We start from the raw sequence: 17,690 nt of genomic DNA, 5'->3' as shown, positions 1-17,690 counted from the left end.
ACCTGCTAGTCAGCGTTATGCTTGGCTCGCCAACCACCCCCGCCAGCCGCCAAACTGAGTGATCTCCTCTGCTTCTCCGCCTTCATTGAGCGCGCCTGCGGTGCAGATAAAGCCGCATTTCCAGCTGCCGTCGGCAAGTTCTACCTGACCTAAGCCGAGCGGGGCGGGAATACCTGCCAAGAAGCTACCGAGGGTTTCGATAGGCAGGCGCCAAACCTCCACTTCAATGGCTTGGCCATTGTCATCACGTAGCATTGCAGGGCGTTTAGGGGCCCCTCCCGCCAGTGCAAACAGTTTATAGCGCGGTGCGCTGTGGGTGACGCTGACCAAGGTGCCGCCCCGCTGGGTCAACTGGTGGTTAAGCGCTAAGCCCTGCAGGTGTGCACCGCATACCACCAGTTCCATGCTGCCATCTTGGGCGGCGATGGAGAGCTCTGCTAATGGCGGATGCGGGTGGTCGGTGGCGCCTAACGGCAGCATAAGGCGCTGTTCAAGGGCGCGAGCAAGGGAGAGTAACTCCAAATCAGCCAATGCTGGACCAAACAGGGTGACGCCAATGGGTAGGCCGCGCTCACTAAAGCCGACGGGCACGGCAAGTGCGCTGTAGTCGAGCAAGTTCATAAAGTTGGTCCAGGTGCCCAGGCGCGAGTTTACGCCAATGGGGTCTGCCGCTACCTCTGCTTTGCTAGGGTGCGTGACGGTCGTGGGGGAAAGCATGACATCCACGTGGCGGATTAACGCGTCGGCTTGGCGTTTGTACTCAGCAAGCTGATAGCGCGCATCAAACGCATCCACCGCCAGCGGTGTTGCTCCCCCCTGGGTGATTTGGAAGGTGACGGGATGCACGGCATTGGGGTGGCTCTGCATCAGCTCACGAATCACATGATAGCGCTCAGCGACCCAAGGTCCTTCGTAAAGTAAGCGCGCTGCTGCCAATAAGGGTGAACAGTCTAGCTCGACTTTTTCACCGCCAATAGCTTCCAACTCTGCAATTGCTAGGTGCATACCCTGGGTATACGCAGCATCGGTTTGCCACTGCGCTTCTAGCGGCACGCCAAAGCGGAACGCTGCCGGTGCTTTGCCATAACGCTTACCGTGAATGGCAAAGTCAACGCGTTTTGACCAGGCGCACTGATCATCATAAGCGGCGGTAATGCCGAGCACGTTGGCCGCATCGTCGGCGGTAAGCGTAAATAGGCTGATCGTATCCAGAGTGGCGCAGGCGGGCACGACGCCGCGGGTGCTAAGCAGCCCGAGGCTGGGTTTAACACCATAAAGGTTGTGGAAGCAGGCGGGCACCCGTCCAGAACCGGCCGTGTCGGTGCCCAGTGCAAAGCTGACCATGCCCGCCGCCGTCACCACTGCCGAGCCGCTGCTGGAACCACCCGGCACCAAGGTGGGATCAAAGGCATTAGCGGGCGTGCCATAAACCTCCAGCGCCCGCTCGCCCACTAAGCCAGTCGCAAACTGATCTAAGTTAGTTTTGCCCATGGGGATAGCGCCTGCAGCGATTAACTGCTGTACCACAAACGCACTTTCTGATGGCGTATAGGCAAATGCTGGGCTGCCTGCTGTTGTCGGTATATCCGCAAGATCAATGTTGTCTTTAATCGCAAAAGGGATGCCGTATAGCGGCAATGACTCAGGTGATTCGCCTTCTAGGCGCTGCAGGTAAGGTGCTAACTGTTCACGGGTTAAACGGGTAATCCAAGCCGCATCGTGGCCATAGGCGTCAGCCGCTGCCAGTAATTGATCGATTAGGTCAGACGGCGTTAATTCACCGCTGCGATAGGCGGTGTGTAGGCTAGCAATATCGAGTGAAATCGGAAGTGTCATTGTGGGTTCCTTAATGAGGCTTGTATGACGCGCGAAGGGTGGGGTAGGTTGATACCGTTGTCATATTTCCAACCTTCTCGCCAAGGCTGCGTAGAAAGCACAACTTGCCAACCCGCCTGGGTGCGCTGTAAGAAGTCAAAACACAGGCTAGCGCGCCAGCGCAGAGTCTCATCAGCTAAGCGGTTTAAAGGCGTAAACAAGGTATCTGCACGTATGTTTGCAGGGCGTGGAGTAATCGCCATGGCGTAGTCGCCAAGCTGCAGCCAGCAAAGTTGCCCCCGTTCGTCGGTGCGCACTGTCTCCTTGGGGATGTCGCGAGTAAGCCGTTGCCAGTGCTCCACATAGCGCCCGGTAGGATGGCTCTCTTCCAGCGTGTCATCGTCAATCCAGCGCAGTAGGCCCACATCCCGCTCTAAGCCAGGGCAAAGGTCCTGATAGCGGTGCCACGTACACAGTTCGCCTTCAATCTGGGTAATGCCTGCAAAAGCGCTAAGGCTTGCTAGCCATTCAAGCTGGGCGTGGTCGCATGAGGTTAAGCACGTGATGCCCGAAAAATCAGGTAGCGTTGCCGGTAAGCGCAGGTCGGCATGCCAGTACTGGCCCTGCAGCCAGAAAACCCGTGAGATAGTATCGGCCTGTTGGTAGGGCGACATGGCAGGCTCGGCATATAGCGTTCGCTGCCAAACGCCTCGATAGCGATTGGCAACTGCTGGTAGTAGAGCGCTCATCGCTTTGGCACCTCGTTTTGCTGCTCTTTGTGCTTGCCGTGCTGGCCTAGGCTACCGACTTCACGAGCGCCCTCTGGGAGTGTGATGTCGCCTTTCGCTAGACGCTCACGCAGGTAGCGGAAAGTTTGGATGGTTTGCGCGTAAAGGTGGTCGCCTGCTTTTAGCGACGCATAGTTAGCCTGGCCATGGCGCTTGACTAATGCAGGTAGCGGCGCGACCTCAGTATGGTAATCGCAGGCGAAAAACAGCGGAAACGAGTAGCGTTCTTCTTTTACCTTGCGCACCCGGTGGGACGTTGCCACAAACTCTCCATTGCTCCATATTTCCAGCATATCGCCAATATTCACCACTAAGGCATCCTCGCGAAACGGCACGTCGATCCACTCCCCAGCACCGTTCATCACTTCCAGCCCTGGCGCCGTGGGTAGCAACAGAGTGAAGCACTCGTAATCGGTATGCGCGCCAATGCCTTGGGCGTCTTGTGCATCAGGGTTGTAAGGGTAGTGAATCAGGCGCAGCTGGCTGGGCGGTTTGGTGACATGGCGCAGCAGCTGCTGCTCTTCCAGCCCTAATGCCAGGGCAAAGCCGCCCATTAGTGCGCGGCCCACCTGGTAGACGGCATCGTAATAGGCGGCCACTGGCGCTCGGAAACCGTCAAGCGCTGGCCAGGGATTAGGGCCAAGGAGTGGGGTGCCAGCCACAACGTCGGGATCGTTTGCGGGTAACTCAAAGGCGAGGTCAAACGCTTCTTTCATGTCGGGTTTTGTGGGGTCAGGAGACTCTTCACCGGGTGGTACATAGCCACGATGGTGATGATAATGGCCTATATAGCGCTGCATCTTGGCGTCTGTTGACTGGGCAAAGAAGCGCTTGGCTTGTGTGATCAGCCCATGACGCAGCGAATCATCAATACCGTGCCCAACCATTTGAAAGAAGCCTACCTCGCGCGCAGCGCGGCCAAGGGCGTTGGCAACGGCTCGACGCGCGGCGGTATTGCCATGCAGTAAAGGGTCAATATCGATCACGGGAATGGTTTGGAAGTCGGCTAGGCGCGGATCGGCGGGAAGCGGGCTCATGAGCTTGCCTCCTCGCTATCAGTGAGCACTACCAGCGGCTGCCCAGGCGCAACAGAAGCGCCTTCGCTTAGCGGTAGCCTAACCACTCGGCCTGCACAGTGAGAGGTGATCTCCACTTCCATCTTCATAGATTCTACCAGGGCCACTGCTTGGCCAGCACTGACCTGCTCACCCTCTTGGATAAGCAGTTTCCACAGGCTACCGGTGACAGGGCTTTCTATGCCTAGCTCGTTATCATTTAACGCGGTTACCTCGGCACTTTGCGGTGTTTGGTCTTCAAAGGTGAACTGCCCATTGGCGCGCCAATCGGCCATCTCTGCCTGGAAAGCGGCTTCGCGTTTGCTGCGAAAAGCCTCAATGTCAGCGGCGTTTTTGTCGATATCGGCTTGGTAATCCGCTAAACGGAAGTGAGTCGTTTCAACTGATAGCTCAAAACGCCCGTGGGGAAAGTCGCGGCGGATTTGTTCAAGCTCGTCGTGGCTGACCTCATAAAAACGCAGCTGGTCAAAAAAGCGCAGAAGCCAAGGATTTTCAAAGTGTGCTGTTGTGCGGTAGCGGTTCCACATCTGCAGCGTGCGGCCGACAAACTGGTAGCCACCAGGGCCTTCCATGCCATAAACACATAAATACGCGCCGCCAATGCCAACAGAGTTTTCTGCTGTCCAGGTGCGGGCGGGGTTGTATTTGGTAGTCACAAGACGCTGGCGAGGATCCAGCGGTGTGGCGACGGGGGCTCCCAGATACACGTCGCCCAAGCCCATCACTAGGTAGCGGGCATTGAAAACGATATCGCGCACGGCCTGTTCACTTTCCAGGGCGTTAATGCGGCGAATAAAGTCCAGGTTGCTGGGGCACCAGGGGGCGTCCGGGCGCACGCTGCGCTGGTATTTATCGATGGCTTCCTGGCAGGCGGGGTCATCCCAGGAGAGGGGTAAATGCACCACCCGAGAGGCAACTTCCAGTGACTCCACGTCGACGAGGGCCTGCTCTGCGGTGAGCAGGTGGGCGAGCAACTCATCAAGGCTCAGCTCACGCGGCTCGTAATGCACTTGCAGCGAACGGATACCAGGGGTTAATTCCCGTAGGCCGGGAAGTGAGTGCTCCTGCAGCCACAGCATCCAGGCATGGACACGAAAGCGCAGCGCGATATCCAGTTCCATCGCGCCAAACTCGATAAGCAGGAAGTCATCCCCAGCACGGCGGTAAACAATCCGTTCACCGGCCTGTTCGGCGGGCACGTCGCGCAAAACGGGGCTGTCGCGCTCTTCATCAATGCACGGTTGGTTTGGCTGAGCAGCAAGTGCTTCAAGCTCGGCGAGCTGGCGATCTTCGAGTGCGCGCGCCGTGGCAAGGCTTACTGGCACAAAGCGTACTTTGTCACCCGCGCTGAGCTGGCCTAACTTCCAGCGTTCGGCGCGGATTACCGTCGCTGGGCAAACAAAGCCGCCTAAGGAGGGGCCGTCAGGGCCAAGAATGACCGGCATATCGCCGGTAAAGTCGATGGCGCCAAAGGCGTAAGCGTTGTCATGAATATTAGAGGGGTGTAAGCCCGCCTCGCCACCGTCGGCTCTGGCCCACTCGGGACGGGGGCCGATCAGCCGTACGCCTGTGCGGCTGGAGTTATAGTGAACCTCCCAGTGGTGATCAAAAAAGCGCTCAACATCGTTATCGGTGAAAAAGTCCGGCGCGCCGTGGGGGCCGTAAAGTACGGCTACCTGCCATGTCTTACCGCCGTCTTGATCGCCGAAGGTGGGAATTAGCGCCTCTTCCAGCTTAACCGCCGATGTGGGATCAAGCGGTGGCAGGTCGAGCATGTCGCCGCTGCGCAAAGCGCGCCCGCCGTGGCCGCCAAACTGGCCCAGGGTGAAGGTGCTGCGCGAGCCCAGGTAGTGGGGGCACTGAATGCCGCCACGTACCAGCAGGTAAGTGCGGGTGCCCGTAGTGGCTTTGCCTAGTGTCAGGGTAGAACCGGCGGCGATATCTAGCACTTGCCAGAAGGCGACCGTTTGACCATCCAGCGTGGCGGGCATTTGGGCACCCGTTAGCACAATTTGGCTGGCACGATGAAAGCGCAGCGTCGGGCCGGTCAGGGTGATTTCAAGCCCGGCGGCTTCGACTGGGTTATCCAGCAGGCGGTTGCCAAGCCGAAACGACCAGTCGTCGAAGGGGCCAGAGGGCGGAACGCCGACATCCCAATGACCCTGTCGACCGGGGAAATCCTGAAGAGTGGTTAACGTGCCGGGGGCGATAACTTCAATGGCTGGCGGTGCCCAATCAAGGGTTGTCAGCCAGTGGGTGTCCAGGTCAGCACGCTGAAAACGCTCGGCGCGCAGTACATGGGCAAGCCAAGTTCGGTTGGTGGTAATGCCGTAAACGCTGGCGTTGTCCAGCGTACCGGCTAACTGGTCGATAGCCGCCTGGCGACTTGAGCCATGAACAATCACTTTGGCCAGCATGGGGTCAAAGAGCGCAGAGATTTCCAGCCCAGCTTCCAAGGCGTGGTCGATACGCAAGCCCTCTGCGTGCGGAAAGTTCACCTCGGTGAGCAGCCCGGCGCTGGGGCGAAAATCATGGGCAGGGTCTTCGGCGTATAAGCGCGCCTGTACCGCGTGACCGTGAGGCGTGAGCTGCTGGGTCAGCGTGGCAAGCGGATGAAGTTGATCTGCCCCTAGGCGCACCATCCATTCAACAATATCAATGCCATACACCATCTCTGTCACGCCGTGTTCCACTTGGAGCCGGGTGTTCACTTCTAGAAAATAGAAGGCCTGGCGCTGGGTGTCGTAGATAAACTCAACGGTGCCGGCACTGCGATAATTAACTGCCTTACCCAACGTGACGGCGGTAGCGTGTAGTGCGCTGCGCACTGTTTCTGGCAAGTTAGGCGCAGGGCACTCTTCCAGTACCTTTTGGTGGCGGCGCTGGGTAGAGCAGTCCCGCTCGCCAATTGCCACTACGCTGCCGTTGCCATCACCGAAGAGCTGTACTTCCAGATGGCGGGCACTAGCAATATAGGCTTCGAGAAACACGCCACCGTCGCCAAAGTTACGCTCGCTCAGGCCTTTTACCGAATCAAAGGCGCGCTCAAGTTCGGCGGGGGTTTGGCATATCTGCATACCAATACCACCACCGCCTGCGGTGGATTTGAGCATCACAGGATAGCCAATTTGCTCGGCGTTGCTAAGGGCGTCGTCAATGCTTGAGAGCAGCGCTGAGCCGGGTACCAACGGTACTCCAGCCTGCTTGGCAATGGCGCGGGCTTGGTGCTTTAAACCGAACTGCTCAATCTGCTCCGCGGTAGGGCCTAAAAAGATTAGCCCAGCGGCGTCGCAGGCGGTAATAAAACGCGTGTTTTCAGACAGAAAGCCATAGCCGGGATGCACCGCTTGGGCACCGCTTTGCTTGGCAATGGCGATCAGCTTGTCGATGTCGAGATAGGTGTCGCAAGCCGGGCCCGCGCCAAGCGAATAGGCTTCATCGGCCTGGTGGACGTAGGGGGCGTCGCGGTCGGCATCGGCATAAACCACCACGCTGCCAACATTCAGTGCTTTTAGCGTGCGTAAAATGCGTGCGGCAATAGCACCGCGATTGGCAATAAGTACTTTGCTAAACATGTGAGGTTGCCTGCAAACAAGGGCGGGTCGTCCCGCAGGTTGTTTGGCCATCTAGGGTCGTCCCTAGGGCGAGTCGCTTACTGCCAAACCAACAGCTCAATGGGCGTGGGGTTGTAGCCGTTGCAGGGGTTGTTGAGCTGGGGGCAGTTGGAGACCAGCACAATGACATCCATCTCAGCGACCATCTCAACGTATTTGCCTGGGGCGGAGATACCATCTTCAAAGGTCAGTTTGCCGTCAGCGGTAACGGGCACGTTCATAAAAAAGTTGATGTTGTGAGTGATGTCCCGCTTGGTCAGGCCGTATTCTGGAAAGTTGGCAATGGCCTGCATCCAGTTGTCTCGGCAGGAGTGCATGTGGCGTTTTTCCAGATCGTAGCGCACGGTATTGCTTTCGCTGGCGCAGGCGCCGCCTAAGGTGTCGTGGCGACCGCAGGTGTCGGCGGTAATGGTTAGCATGCCTCGCCCTTCGCTCGACATGAGTGTGGTGCCGGCGGTGAGGTAGACCGCGCCCTGTTCGCGCACGGTGTCCATGGCGCTATAGCGCTCGCTGGTATCTTCAGCGCTAAAAAATAGCGTGTCGGCGGCCTGGTTGCCTTCTAGGTCGAGAATGCGCAGGGTTTGGCCGCGCTTCACGGTACCAATGTAATGGTCGCCTGCGTTGACCGTGGTGCGGGTTAAGGCGTTTTCGGGGCGCAGAGTGCTTTCAATAATCATTGGGCGTTTCCCCTTATAGGCCGTGGTGGTAAAGGCGGTTATTGGCAAAGCCGCGTGCGTTTTCGGGGCGTGACACGTAGCAAGGGTCATCTTCTGTGGGCGGTTCGGCGGTGCCGAGTGCGATGTCTACACCGCGACGGGGGTAGTTGGCGCTGGGGTCAAGTGGGTGGGGGCAGGTGTGAAGCAGTACCAGCGTGTCCATCTCCATGCGCAGCGTGACCCGACTACCTGGCTGGCAGTGGCCGCTGATATAGCGCAGTTTTCCCTCATCGTCGCTCTCTACCCGGGAAAAGAGATTAAGGTTGGCGGCCATATCCCGACGGCCCAGACCGTACTTGGCGAGTTCTACTAAAAAGGCGTCAAAGCCGGTGCGGGTCCAGTCGTTGTGCGCCTGCTGATAGCTCACCGGTTGCCAGCCCTTCTTTAACAGATGATGGGGCATCAGGTTACCGCCGACGCTGTCATGCCAACCCAGGCTGTCTTGCGTAATAGAGGCAAAAATACGCCCCATATCCGAGTAAAGGCAGTGCCCTTGGGTAAGCTTAAAGGTGTGCTGACACTTCAATGTGTCGGGCAAATTTAGCCGTTCCAACAGGTTTTCCGGGTTGTAGCATAAAAGCCCCACGTTACTGTCGGCCTGTTGAGCGGTTAGGGTGAGCGTGGTACCCCGGCGCAGGCGCAGCGACCAGTGATGCCCACCGGGTAAAACAGTGGTGTAATGAGCGTCGTTCTTCATAGCAGCGTCTCCTGGGTGTGGGTTTGCAGGCCGCCTTGTTGCAGCGCTTCTTTGAGAGCGGTTGAAGGGCGGTCTCGGGAGATAGGCAAGTCATAGGTAATCGTGGCACCAAACGCTTCTGGGGCTTGGGGGTCGTGGCGGGTTTTGTCGAATACCCACAGCCGGGTGCCTAGTTCAAAGGCTTCTTTAAGGTCGTGAGTGATCATAAAAATCGTGAGCTGCTGCTCTTGCCACAAGCGGTTGATGAGCCCGTGCATGTCCTGGCGAATACCTGGGTCAAGCGCGCCAAAAGGTTCATCGAGTAATAAAATGCGTGGCCGCATCATCAGCGCTTGAGCGATGGCTAAGCGCTGCTGCATACCGCCGGAAAGCTCGTGGGGGTATTTGTTTAACGCGTGGCTCAGGCCAACTTCGTCGATGCGAGCGCGTGCCTTTTCAATAGCGCGGCGTTTGGCGGCACCAAAGCTTTTACCCAATAACTTGGCGCTGTGTAGCTCGTCGGCAATCATGACGTTGCCAAGCACGGTGAGATGGGGAAAGACAGAATATTTCTGAAAAACAACGCCTCGGTCGGGGCCTGGCTCGTTGGGAATGGGCTTATCATCCAGCATTAAGCTGCCCCGCGACGTTGCTTCTGTGCCCAGCAGCATTTTAAGAAAGGTGGTTTTCCCGCAGCCAGAGGCACCGACCAGGGTGACGAACTCTCCAGGCTCGACGCTAAAATTAAGATTTTCGAGCACCACATGGTTACCGTAGTGCTTCTCTAGCCGTTTGGCAGCGAGCAGGCTCATGATTTATCTCCTTCACCTGCGTGGTACCAGGGAAAGGCTATGCGCGACACCCAGGCCAGCAGTTGGTCAAGCAGAAAGGCCAGCAGCGTTATCCACGCTACGTAGGGCAGAATGACGTCCATGGAGAGGTAGCGACGGACCAGAAAAATGCGGTAGCCAAGGCCTTCTTGTGCAGCAATCGCTTCGGCGGCGATCAGAAAGAGCCAGGCGGTGCCCAGTGCCAAGCGGGTCGCGTTGAGCAGGCGCGGCGTCAGCTGAGGCAGTAACACTCTTAACAGCACCTGCCAGGAACTGGCACCCAGAGTTTGCGCTTTAATTAACTGTTCATCGGGTAGCCGTAAAGCGTGGCCCTGAAGGTCACGAATAAGAAAGGGCGTTACCCCAATCACGATCAGCGCAATTTTAGCGGCCTCGCCGGTACCAAAGGCAATAAACAGAATGGGCAGGATGGCCATCGGCGGAATCAGTGAGGCGACGGTGACCAAGGGCGAAAGTTTGGCTCTCACGATGGGTAGACCGCCGTTCAAGATGCCCACAATTAAGCCAATCAACGCACTGATACCAACACCAATCACAATGCGTTCCAGGCTGGCAAAGGTGTCTGTCCACAGCACAATCTGGCCGGTGCGAACGTTCTCAGCAGTGGCTAAGTGGTAAAAGGAGCTCGCCATCGTTGAAGGCGTGGGCAGTAGGCGGTCGTTGGGGTTTTCCGCCAGTCTTGCGTTGGAGAGGCTCATATAGAGCATCGCCAGTAGCAAAAAAGGCAGTAAGCCTAAAAGCCAGCGGCTACCCCGTGAGGGCGTTAGGTTAATTAATCGCTTCATGGCGGTGTCCACACAAAATGAGAGCGGGGGGAGTGGCGCTCGCCACTCCCATGACGCGTATTACTGAGCGTCGAGATATGCTTGGGTAAAGCTTGGGTCAAAGCGCAGCTTTACATTGCTCTCATCGCCAAAAGTACCGGCGGGGGTGGTAATGCCGACTACGCCAGCATTGGGTGCCATATCGCCGAGTAGGCCATGGGTAAAGCTAAACTCGGCTACTCGCTCCATCGTATCGAGCAACTCGGGGCTTTCCATGAGTTCGATGGCTTGTGCAGGATCGGTATACAGGTATGTGGCCGCAAGCTGTTGCCGGTAGCCTTCGACGTTAGTGCCTGCCGCATCCGCCATGATGGTGAGCGCATGTTCATCATCAGCTTCAATCAAGCCCATGACTTCATACCAAGCGCCGACTAGTGCATGGCCAAGCGACGGGTTATCCGCCAGGGTTTGGGTGTTGACGACCATCATGTCGAGAATCTCCCCAGGAATTTCCGCTGAGGTATACACCACGTGGCTGTCAGGCATGTCAGCAATAGCGCTTAACTGCGGGTTCCAGGCGGCCACTGCCTCCGTGGTGCTGCTGGAAAACAGCCCCACAATGTCAGCATCTGACGTGTTGACCGTTTCAATGTCGCGTTCGGTAAGGCCGACACTTTCAAGGGCGCGAGCAAGGAAGTAATGGGAAACGCTAAACTGGACAAGGTTAACCCGGCGACCTTCAATGTCGGCGAGGTCATCGCTGCCTTTTAGCACAATGCCATCGTTACCGTTTGAGTAGTCGTTAATAATGAGTGCGGTGGAGTCGACGCCGCTGGCAGAGGGGATCGTCAGTGCGTCCATATTCGTCATCGCACAGCCGTCAACGTTACCCGAGGTAAATTGATTGATCGACTCGACATAGTCGTTGACTTGCACCACATCGATACTTATGCCGTATTCGTCGGCCCACCTATCCACTACGCCTTCAACGTCGGCATAGGCCCAGGGCATCCAGCCGGCATAAATAGACCAGCAAACGCTGAATTCATCGCGCTCTTGAGCCTGGGCGGGCGTGACCGTCATCGGAGAGGTAAGGCTAGCAGCCAGAAGCGCGGCAGGTAGCGAAGCGAACGGTAAGTTTTTTAGAGAAATACGAGAGAGACGGGTCATAGAAGCCTCCAGCGGCTAGAAGAAAAACTCGGGGGCGTCGGCGCATGGCTGCACCTTATCCTCCCGGGCTTTTGTCCCGCCGTGTAACCTTGCTTTACCGCTTTCAATCAGTAAGTGCAAGGTCGATTGCTCTTGGACCAGTCACGTCATCAGGGGCAGAACATTGATGGCGTCGGAACCCTAGCGATCTATTGGAAACTCAATTGTGTGGCAGCCTACGCAGCCGATACCCCGTTTATTACCTATCTACTTTATTACCTATCTACTTTGTTACTTATATATAGAAAGCAAAATTGCGGCCGATTAGGTTTAATGCTTTTGATTTCATAAAGTTGGCTGGAATTGATGCTCGCCCTGGCAGTAGGGCTGCCGCGTTAGCTGCTTGGTGATGGTGCGCGTGAGGCGATTATTGCACCGATTTAACACGCGTGTGTTTTGTCGTAAGCGCCCTTGCTGGGGGCTATTGGGCGCGAACGTGGGTATCAAAGCGGTGTCTTGCTGGCTCTGCCGGGCACTTCGCGCACCAAGCGGGGCATTAAGAAGCCGGGCAAGTGTTCAAGCAACTGGTTAACGAGCGTTTTAGCTTCTGAATCGGGAACATCAAAGTGGGCGGCGCCTTGTACGGGGTCGACCACATGCAGGTAGTAAGGCAGCACCCCCGCGTCAAAAAGGCGCTCAGAGAGTGCTGCCAGGGTGCTAACGTTATCGTTGATGCCTCGTAGCAACACGCTTTGGTTTAGCAGTGTGACGCCTACCTGCTTTAAGCGAGCACAGGCATCAACGACCGCTTGGTCTATTTCGTTGGGGTGGTTGATATGCAGTACGACCACTTTTTGTAAGCGGGTGTTTGCGAGCCAATCCAATAACGCGTTATCAACACGGTCCGGTATGACGACGGGTAGCCGCGTATGTATGCGCAGCCGCTTAAGATGCACAATACTGTCGAGCTGCTCGACAAGCCACGCTAACTGGCGGTCGCTGGCAGCCAGTGGATCGCCACCAGAGAGTATGGCTTCCTGGATAGTGTTGTCGGCTTGCAGATAGTCAAGCGCGGCGTGCCACTGGCTTCTGGAAGGCGAGCTTTCGCTATAGGGAAAGTGGCGACGAAAACAGTAGCGGCAGTTAATCGCACAGGCTGGACTGGCGATTAGCAGTACGCGGTTTGCATACTTATGAATCAGCCCTTTCACGGGTTGATGATCAGCTTCTTCAAGGGGATCAGTAACGTAACCGGGTGGGGTTAGCGTTTCATCGCCAAGGGGTAGCACTTGGCGCAGCAGCGGGTCATCCGGTGCGTTAGGGGGGATACGCGCCAGATAAGCTTCAGGCACACAGATCTCAAACAGCTGATGGCCTGCATCGGCGCCAGCTAACCACTGATCGCTCAAGCCTAGGCGTTGACAAAGGACAGCAGGGTCGCGGATTGCTCGGGAAAGCTGCTGCTGCCATGAGGCAGTCGGCTGGCCTGGGGTGTGCTGACCAGCAATAATGATGTTCTCCTGCAAAAAAGTCCTCCTTCGGGTTATCATGCGCGCACTTATTCAAAGAACGATCTAGCGAAGCGTGGCTTCGCGCATTACGCTACTGAAATAAAACATTGAGAGGCATTATGGCGAACTATTCTACCAATGAATTCAAAGGCGGTCTGAAAGTAATGCTCGATGGCGACCCCTGCTCAATCGTTGAGAACGAGCTGGTTAAACCAGGTAAGGGCCAAGCGTTTAACCGCGTTAAGCTGCGTAACCTGATGACCGGTCGTGTTGGTGAGCGGACGTTTAAGTCCGGTGACTCGCTGGAAGGGGCTGATGTCATGGATTTAGAGATGGAATATCTCTACACCGATGGTGACATGTGGTATTTCATGAAGACCGATGGTTCCTTCGAGCAGTATGCTGTTGAAAAGAAAGCCTTGGGTGATACTGCAAAATGGCTTAAGGAGCAGGTGCCTTATGTTATTACCCTGTGGAACGATAAGGCGATTTCCGTGACGCCGCCCAACTTCATTGAACTGGAAGTGGTTGAGACTGACCCAGGTTTGAAAGGTGATACTGCCCAGGGTGGTTCCAAGCCTGCAACGCTGTCATCGGGTGCTGTGGTGCGCGTACCGCTGTTTATCAATCAGGGCGAAGTGCTGAAAATCGATACGCGCTCTGGTGACTATGTTTCTAGAGCGTAAGTGTTTCTAAAGCATAAGCGTTTCTAGAGCATAAGCGCTGTTTGAATGTCCGGTGGTAAGTTAGCCGCCAACGCAACTGTTTTATAAAGCCACGCGATGACACGCGTGGCTTTATAACGTTAGGAGAGAGTCAATGACGGCTAACTGGCAGCCAACGGCAAGTATTGAAACGCTGCGTGAGCGGGCACGCTTAATGGCCGCCGTGCGTGCTTTTTTTGTTGAGCGCGGTGTGCTGGAGGTAGAAACACCAGTGTTGGGGCAGGGCGGTAGTACCGATGTGCACCTTGTATCGCTTGCTACACTAGCGCGCACCGATAAAGGCCAGCGCAGGCTATGGCTGCAAACGTCGCCTGAGTTCCATATGAAACGTTTGTTAGCAGCGGGCAGTGGGCCGATTTTTCAACTTGCTAAGAGTTTCCGCGACGGTGAAATTGGTAGCCGCCATAATATCGAGTTCACCATGCTTGAGTGGTATCGGCCAGGGTTTTCTTTGGCCGAGCTGATTGACGAAACCACTACCCTGGTTGCCACGATACTGCCGAGCTTTGCAGGCCCGGTGGTATATCATCGTTACCGAGAGCTGTTTCACACCTACTTGTCAGTTGATCCATTCACGACGTCTCTAGATAACTTGCGTGCTTTAGCCGCAGAGCGTGGCCAAATGCCAGCGCATGCGCTAGCAGAGGAGGGTCGTGATACTTGTCTTGACCTGTTAATGAGCATGGTAATTGAGCCGACGCTTGGTCAAAACGAGTTAAGCGTTGTAGTCGACTACCCTGCCAGCCAAGCCGCTTTGGCGCGCCGCCATCAGGATGCGGACGGCGAGTGGATGGCCTCTCGTTTTGAGCTTTATCTCAATGGTATTGAGCTGGCAAATGGCTATGATGAGTTGATCGATGCTGAGGAACAGCGGCTGCGGTTCAGCGAAGATAACGCCGAGCGCCGCCGTTTGGGGCTGCCTGAAGTGGACTGTGATGAATGTTTGCTGGCGGCACTTGAACACGGAATGCCTGCAAGTGCAGGCGTGGCGCTGGGAGTGGATCGTCTGATTCAACTGGCGTTAGGCAAAGCACGCCTGGAAGACGTGCTTACCTTTTCAACACCTAATTGCTAGCGGCTGCTTAGCTTTTAAGGCGTTCCCACTGTTTGGCCCATCTGTACGCTGGAGCCGAGCGGATTATCTTCAAAAGCTACCGGCTTGGCAAAGCACATCACTACCGTGGAACCGAGCTTGAAACGACCCATTTCGGCACCTTTTTCAAGCGTGATTGGCTGCCCGAAACGCATGCGCTGTGGGTGGCCGGAAAGCGGTGTGACCTGGCCTGACCAAACCGTCTCGATAGCCGCTACAATCATTGCGCCGACCAATACCATCGCCATCGGGCCGTGCTCGGTATCGAAAATGCACACTAAACGCTCGTTACGAGCAAACAGCCCTGGCACGTAGTTAGCGGTGGCTTGATTGACTGAGAAGAGCCGCCCTGGCACGTAGATCATTTCCCGCAAGGTACCCGTGAGTGGCATATGTACACGGTGATAATCACGCGGGGAAAGATAAACGGTCGCAAAACTGCCGCCCATAAACTCTTCCGCTAGCGTGCTGTCGCCACCCAGTAGGGTTTGGGCAGAAAAGGTATGACCTTTCGCCTGCACCAACTGGCCTGCTTGTAAACGACCGAACTGCGACAGCGTGCCATCAGCAGGACTTAACAGGCCTTCACCCAGCGGGCGGGCGTCGGCTTTTAAGGCACGGGTGAAGAAGTCGTTAAAGGTGGCGTAGGCAGTGGGGTCGGGTTCCAACGCCTGGCTCATATCCACGTTAAAGCGCTTAATGAATGCCTTAATTACTCTGTCTTTCACCCATGGGGTATCGCACTGGGCGACCTTGCCCGTCAAGCGCGACAGCGCGTGGTGAGGCAGAGGGTACTGAAGTAAAGAAAATGCTTTTTGGGATAGAGTCACTGTCGTAGGTTCACTTCTCAATCGGTGTGTCGTCGCGGTTGCCCCACTCGCCCCAAGAGCCAGCGTAACCGCGCATATTAAAGCCTAACGCTTTACCAACAAGCCATGTAAAGCTGCTGCGATGATGACTTTGGCAGTGGGTGGCAATTTCCATCTCGGGTGTCAGGCCGAGCGCACCTAGCTCGGTGACGAGCTCGGCGTAGTCGCGAATACGTAAAGCGCGGTGGCGATCCATGACGTCAAGCCAGTCCATATTGACTGCGCCTGGTATATGGCCAAGGTGCTTGTTATTGCCCCTTTCACCATCGAACTCGCCTTTGGAGCGAGCGTCCCATACGGCGAACTGCTTATCATCAAGCTTTTGCTTGATTTCGTCACAGGTGATTAGGACCTGTGGGTTTAGAATCTCAGCGTGGTAGTCGCTGGGCGTCGGCGCGACGGCCTCGGAGCTCTCTTCCAGGCCAGCATCTCTCCACGCATGAATACCACCATTCAAATAGGAGTAGCGGGTATGGCCGATCAACTCCAATGTCCATAGCAGCCGTGCCGCCCAGCCACCGCCTTCATCATCATAGGCGACGATGTGAGTGTCGCGAGTAAGACCTAGTGCGCTAAACAGCCGTGAAAGGAACTCAACGGTGGGCACATCGTTAGGCACTGGCCCTTCGCCGCGCATCAGGTAGCGGAAATCAAGGTAGATGGCGCCCGGTACGTGGCCTTGTCGATAACTATCGCCATTCGCTGGAACATCAATAATCAGCAGTTGTGGATCATCCAGGTGCTCTTGAAGCTGCTCTGGCTCAACAATCAGCGGCAGGAAATTGGTTTCCGATGAGTGGCTAGCGGTGCTCATTGATAGCTCCCTATCCTTAATAATTAACTGGGGCAATTAACTAAAATAATTCACATACAAAGCATGAGGTTAGTAATAGTTAAGCATTTAAGCTATCCAGAATGCGCCGATAGCTGGCAAAACGTTCTGGGTGAATCTTGCCTGCCTCGACAGCTTCAAGTAAAGCGCAGCCCGGCTCATTACGGTGACGGCAATCACGGAAGCGACAGTGTCCGATAAAGGGGTGAAATTCGATAAACCCTTCGGTGACCTCCTGCTCATCAAGGTGGATCAGGCCAAATTCACGAATGCCGGGGGAGTCAATTAGTTCGCCGTTGGTCACCTCATCACTGCTCATTGTATAAAGCCGAGCGGTAGTGGTGGTATGGGTGCCTTTACGCGAGTCTTCTGACAGCGCGCCAATGCGCAAGGTTTCATCAGGGAGTAGCAGGTCAATCAACGATGATTTGCCAACGCCGCTCTGGCCGACAAACACCGATGTTCGCCCTTCAAGCTGCTGGCGCAGCTCATCTAGCCCCGTCTCAGTGGCCGTGGTGGTACGAACCACGGTATAGCCTAGGGAGCGGTAGCGCTCAAGCAGTTGCCCTAGCTTGCCGCCATCAGCTGGCAGCAGATCAGTTTTGTTCAGCACCAGCACGGGGACAATGCCGGTGGCTTCGGCGGCAACCAGATAGCGGTCAATCAGGTTGGGGTGGGGGGCAGGTTCAACAGCAAATACGATCAGCAATTGATCGATGTTGGCCGCAACCGGCTTTAACTGGCCCCGCGGGTCTGGGCGCTTAAGCACGCTGTCGCGCTCTTCGCGAGCCACAACCACGCCAGAACCGTCCTGGCCTGCTCGCCAGATCACCCGGTCGCCAGTGACCAAGCCTTCTAAATTGGCGCGAAGATGGCAACGTACGGGCGTGCCATTGGCATCGCGCACCTCTAACGTGCGCCCGAAGTGGGCCATTACTCGGCCGGGTTGCTCGGCCCCATATTCGCCTGCGGCAAGTTTTTCAGCGTCTTTCACATCGCGCTTTTCAGCACGTTGAGCACGTTCCGCCTGGACTTTATCGACTCGCCACTGTTGCTGGCGACTTAATTTACGTTTGCTCATGACCACCTGATGCTCGGTACAATAGTGGCATTGTACCCACCTGGGCAGTCTACTGTCCCGTATCGGGTGCTGGTGATGACAATATAAGCGATACTTTTACTCTAATCGCCCTCTTAAGTGGCGATACTGG

The 17,690-nt window shown here is 56.1% G+C and carries 15 protein-coding genes and 1 riboswitch; of the genes, 2 read left to right on the top strand and 13 right to left on the bottom strand.

Annotated elements, in window-relative coordinates; translation table 11 throughout:
• Positions 1-15: 15 nt before the first annotated feature.
• The 10 genes from atzF to epmB form a co-directional block, all read right to left on the bottom strand.
• The gene (gene atzF / locus K1Y77_RS10535; RefSeq protein ID WP_264428354.1) at positions 16-1,836 is read right to left on the bottom strand and encodes an allophanate hydrolase; all 1,821 of its coding nucleotides are present in this window, start codon (positions 1,834-1,836) and stop codon (positions 16-18) included.
• The gene (locus K1Y77_RS10530) at positions 1,833-2,564 is read right to left on the bottom strand and encodes a hypothetical protein (protein WP_264428352.1); all 732 of its coding nucleotides are present in this window, start codon (positions 2,562-2,564) and stop codon (positions 1,833-1,835) included. The genes atzF and K1Y77_RS10530 overlap by 4 nt, the downstream gene beginning before the upstream one ends.
• A complete protein-coding gene (locus K1Y77_RS10525) occupies positions 2,561-3,640 on the bottom strand; it encodes an isopenicillin N synthase family dioxygenase (protein WP_264428350.1) in 1,080 nt (359 codons plus the stop codon). The genes K1Y77_RS10530 and K1Y77_RS10525 overlap by 4 nt, the downstream gene beginning before the upstream one ends.
• Positions 3,637-7,254 (bottom strand): urea carboxylase, encoded by a 3,618-nt coding sequence (uca, locus tag K1Y77_RS10520; RefSeq protein ID WP_264428348.1) that lies wholly within the window; start codon positions 7,252-7,254, stop codon positions 3,637-3,639. Before uca ends, K1Y77_RS10525 begins: the two co-directional genes overlap by 4 nt.
• 77 nt (positions 7,255-7,331) lie before the next feature.
• A complete protein-coding gene (locus K1Y77_RS10515; protein ID WP_030072177.1) occupies positions 7,332-7,970 on the bottom strand; it encodes an urea amidolyase associated protein UAAP2 in 639 nt (212 codons plus the stop codon).
• A gap of 13 nt (positions 7,971-7,983) precedes the next feature.
• On the bottom strand, positions 7,984-8,706 hold the full coding sequence (locus tag K1Y77_RS10510) for an urea amidolyase associated protein UAAP1 (protein ID WP_264428347.1): 723 nt from the start codon (positions 8,704-8,706) through the stop codon (positions 7,984-7,986).
• Positions 8,703-9,497 carry an ABC transporter ATP-binding protein gene (locus tag K1Y77_RS10505; RefSeq protein WP_030072181.1) on the bottom strand — a complete coding sequence of 265 codons (795 nt, stop codon included), beginning with the start codon at positions 9,495-9,497 and terminating at the stop codon, positions 8,703-8,705. Before K1Y77_RS10505 ends, K1Y77_RS10510 begins: the two co-directional genes overlap by 4 nt.
• Positions 9,494-10,321 (bottom strand): ABC transporter permease, encoded by an 828-nt coding sequence (locus tag K1Y77_RS10500; protein ID WP_030072183.1) that lies wholly within the window; start codon positions 10,319-10,321, stop codon positions 9,494-9,496. Before K1Y77_RS10500 ends, K1Y77_RS10505 begins: the two co-directional genes overlap by 4 nt.
• A gap of 60 nt (positions 10,322-10,381) precedes the next feature.
• Positions 10,382-11,470: a putative urea ABC transporter substrate-binding protein gene (locus tag K1Y77_RS10495; protein ID WP_030072185.1), complete on the bottom strand. Its 1,089-nt coding sequence runs from the start codon at positions 11,468-11,470 to the stop codon at positions 10,382-10,384.
• A 58-nt stretch (positions 11,471-11,528) separates the two neighbouring features.
• A riboswitch (guanidine-I (ykkC/yxkD leader) is annotated at positions 11,529-11,665 on the bottom strand.
• Positions 11,666-11,952: 287 nt separating this feature from the next.
• Positions 11,953-12,975, bottom strand: a complete 1,023-nt coding sequence (epmB, locus tag K1Y77_RS10490; RefSeq protein ID WP_264428346.1) for an EF-P beta-lysylation protein EpmB — start codon at positions 12,973-12,975, stop codon at positions 11,953-11,955.
• 104 nt (positions 12,976-13,079) lie between these two features.
• On the opposite strand from epmB, the gene efp reads away from it, so the two are divergent.
• Positions 13,080-13,646, top strand: a complete 567-nt coding sequence (gene efp, locus K1Y77_RS10485) for an elongation factor P (RefSeq protein ID WP_264428345.1) — start codon at positions 13,080-13,082, stop codon at positions 13,644-13,646.
• A 133-nt stretch (positions 13,647-13,779) separates the two neighbouring features.
• On the top strand, positions 13,780-14,760 hold the full coding sequence (epmA, locus tag K1Y77_RS10480) for an EF-P lysine aminoacylase EpmA (RefSeq protein WP_264428343.1): 981 nt from the start codon (positions 13,780-13,782) through the stop codon (positions 14,758-14,760).
• Positions 14,761-14,774: 14 nt separating this feature from the next.
• On the opposite strand, the gene asd is transcribed toward epmA, so the two are convergent.
• From asd to rsgA, 3 genes are all read right to left on the bottom strand, one after another.
• Positions 14,775-15,608, bottom strand: a complete 834-nt coding sequence (gene asd / locus K1Y77_RS10475; protein ID WP_264428341.1) for an archaetidylserine decarboxylase — start codon at positions 15,606-15,608, stop codon at positions 14,775-14,777.
• 10 nt (positions 15,609-15,618) lie between these two features.
• Positions 15,619-16,461 (bottom strand): sulfurtransferase, encoded by an 843-nt coding sequence (locus tag K1Y77_RS10470; protein ID WP_264428340.1) that lies wholly within the window; start codon positions 16,459-16,461, stop codon positions 15,619-15,621.
• A 79-nt stretch (positions 16,462-16,540) separates the two neighbouring features.
• Positions 16,541-17,560 carry a small ribosomal subunit biogenesis GTPase RsgA gene (gene rsgA / locus K1Y77_RS10465; RefSeq protein WP_030072195.1) on the bottom strand — a complete coding sequence of 340 codons (1,020 nt, stop codon included), beginning with the start codon at positions 17,558-17,560 and terminating at the stop codon, positions 16,541-16,543.
• Positions 17,561-17,690 lie beyond the last annotated feature (130 nt).

It is taken from the genome of Halomonas qaidamensis (assembly GCF_025917315.1).
GTDB classification, from domain to species: Bacteria; Pseudomonadota; Gammaproteobacteria; order Pseudomonadales; family Halomonadaceae; genus Vreelandella; species Vreelandella qaidamensis.
This window is presented reverse-complemented; position numbering and strand designations above follow the sequence as displayed.

What these genes read in the sequence shown, in the direction of transcription:
- atzF (WP_264428354.1), bottom strand. Translation starts at nt 1,836, where the DNA reads ATGACACTTCCGATTTCACTCGATATTGCTAGCCTACACACCGCCTAT.
- K1Y77_RS10530 (WP_264428352.1), bottom strand. Translation starts at nt 2,564, where the DNA reads ATGAGCGCTCTACTACCAGCAGTTGCCAATCGCTATCGAGGCGTTTGG.
- K1Y77_RS10525 (WP_264428350.1), bottom strand. Translation starts at nt 3,640, where the DNA reads ATGAGCCCGCTTCCCGCCGATCCGCGCCTAGCCGACTTCCAAACCATT.
- uca (WP_264428348.1), bottom strand. Translation starts at nt 7,254, where the DNA reads ATGTTTAGCAAAGTACTTATTGCCAATCGCGGTGCTATTGCCGCACGC.
- K1Y77_RS10515 (WP_030072177.1), bottom strand. Translation starts at nt 7,970, where the DNA reads ATGATTATTGAAAGCACTCTGCGCCCCGAAAACGCCTTAACCCGCACC.
- K1Y77_RS10510 (WP_264428347.1), bottom strand. Translation starts at nt 8,706, where the DNA reads ATGAAGAACGACGCTCATTACACCACTGTTTTACCCGGTGGGCATCAC.
- K1Y77_RS10505 (WP_030072181.1), bottom strand. Translation starts at nt 9,497, where the DNA reads ATGAGCCTGCTCGCTGCCAAACGGCTAGAGAAGCACTACGGTAACCAT.
- K1Y77_RS10500 (WP_030072183.1), bottom strand. Translation starts at nt 10,321, where the DNA reads ATGAAGCGATTAATTAACCTAACGCCCTCACGGGGTAGCCGCTGGCTT.
- K1Y77_RS10495 (WP_030072185.1), bottom strand. Translation starts at nt 11,470, where the DNA reads ATGACCCGTCTCTCTCGTATTTCTCTAAAAAACTTACCGTTCGCTTCG.
- efp (WP_264428345.1), top strand. Translation starts at nt 13,080, where the DNA reads ATGGCGAACTATTCTACCAATGAATTCAAAGGCGGTCTGAAAGTAATG.
- epmA (WP_264428343.1), top strand. Translation starts at nt 13,780, where the DNA reads ATGACGGCTAACTGGCAGCCAACGGCAAGTATTGAAACGCTGCGTGAG.
- K1Y77_RS10470 (WP_264428340.1), bottom strand. Translation starts at nt 16,461, where the DNA reads ATGAGCACCGCTAGCCACTCATCGGAAACCAATTTCCTGCCGCTGATT.
- rsgA (WP_030072195.1), bottom strand. Translation starts at nt 17,560, where the DNA reads ATGAGCAAACGTAAATTAAGTCGCCAGCAACAGTGGCGAGTCGATAAA.